Source organism: Kosmotoga sp., assembly GCF_982836095.1.
In genome coordinates, this window is sequence record NZ_CEYIHJ010000216.1 from 909 (window position 1) to 2,468 (window position 1,560).

At 39.7% G+C, this 1,560-nt stretch carries 2 protein-coding genes; both read left to right on the forward strand.

Annotated features, from left to right (window positions below; translation table 11 throughout):
• The first annotated feature begins 47 nt into the window (after window positions 1-47).
• Window positions 48-203 carry a hypothetical protein gene (locus AC3LHT_RS10295; protein ID WP_488662829.1) on the forward strand — a complete coding sequence of 52 codons (156 nt, stop codon included), beginning with the start codon at window positions 48-50 and terminating at the stop codon, window positions 201-203.
• A gap of 58 nt (window positions 204-261) precedes the next feature.
• Window positions 262-1,419 (forward strand): RNA polymerase factor sigma-54, encoded by a 1,158-nt coding sequence (locus tag AC3LHT_RS10300; RefSeq protein WP_290644848.1) that lies wholly within the window; start codon window positions 262-264, stop codon window positions 1,417-1,419.
• Window positions 1,420-1,560 lie beyond the last annotated feature (141 nt).

Genomic DNA, 1,560 nt, shown 5'->3' on the forward strand with positions numbered 1-1,560 from the left:
TGTAAAGCGCATGCCAAAGTCCACTTGATTCCATGGGTTTTCCCCAATTGGCAAAGACCAGAATGGCCACCATAACAAAGAAAAACAGGGCATTCTGCCAAAGCGGTCTGCTTTCGGCGAGTGTGATAGCGGCTAACTACGGAAAGGTTTTTGAATATTTAAAAGCCTATGAAAGCGATTCAAGAGACAAAAGGTATAATTGAAATGAAAAACCAGGTTTTATACTCATTAAAATAACCTGTTGAATGGTATGGTGATAGCGTGAAGCTCAGTCATAATCTTACACAACGGCTTGAACAAAAACTCAAATTATCTCTGAAAGTACAACAGGCGCTTAAGCTTCTCCAGTTCAATTGCCTGGAATTGAAATCTGAATTGAACGGGATAGTTGAAGAAAACCCGCTTTTAGAACTGGAAAGAGATGAATATGAACTGATTCCAGAAGAGTCAGCGGAAGAAAAGGAAGAAGATTACGATACAAGAATGGATTACAACATCTATATGCGTGAAATTCGTGATGACTTTCAGGGATGGGATTTTGAAAGGATCGAAGGGCCACAACCTTCCTTTGAAGAGATGCTTTCTAATCTTGCATATTATTTGCTCGAAGACGCTGAATTCCAGGCTTTTGAAACCCTTAAAGAAAATATGGACGAAAAAGGCATACTCAAGAAGAAACTCAAAGAAATCGCGTGTGAATACAATTTTCCATTAAAATTGTTAGAAAAGGTTATCCAGCAAATTCGGGAAGTGGGATTTGAAGGCATATTTTCCGAAAGCCTCGAAGAAATGAAAAAGCTCAGAGGTGATAGCCTTTTTCCCACGTCAGGTTATGAGGATGGCATGCCCATAAGATATATTGAACCGGATCTCTTCATAGATTTTAACGATGGAAATTTCATAGTGAGCGTGCGAGATTACGGTCTTACCATAAAGATCGATGAGACTTATAAACAATGCCTGCAGGAATTAAACAGCGAAGCTGGAAAATACCTGAATGAGAAACTCCAGGAAGCTAAATTTTATGTAAACGCTCTTGAAAAAAGGCGTTCGATTCTTTTCAGCATAGGCTGGGAACTTGTGAAGAAAAACAGCGCCTTTTTTCTGGGACAGAAGAAAAGATTCATTCCATTGAAGATGACGGAAATCGCTGAAAAAAAAGATGTTGTTGTATCAACCGTTAGCAGGGCTGTGAAAGGGAAATATGTCCAGACTCCTGTTGGAACTTTTCCGCTACGGTATTTTTTTGGTAGTGCTCAAACAAGACAAGATGCCATGGAAATGATAGCCGAACTCGTGAAAGAAAACCCGGGTCTCAGTGACTCAAAAATCGCGAAAATATTACAGCAAAGGGGTATTAAAATAGCAAGAAGAACTATAAATAAATACAGGCGGATGCTGTTTTCGGGAGAAGTTTAATGAAAACCGCAGTTGTGTTTCTTGGCGGAAAAAAGGATTCTTCAGATGTCTTTTTACGGAAAGTTGTCGGGCTTTCCAGTTATGTGGTTGCCGTGGATTCCGGAGCCGAATATTTAAGAGAGTTGAACATCATTCCTGACC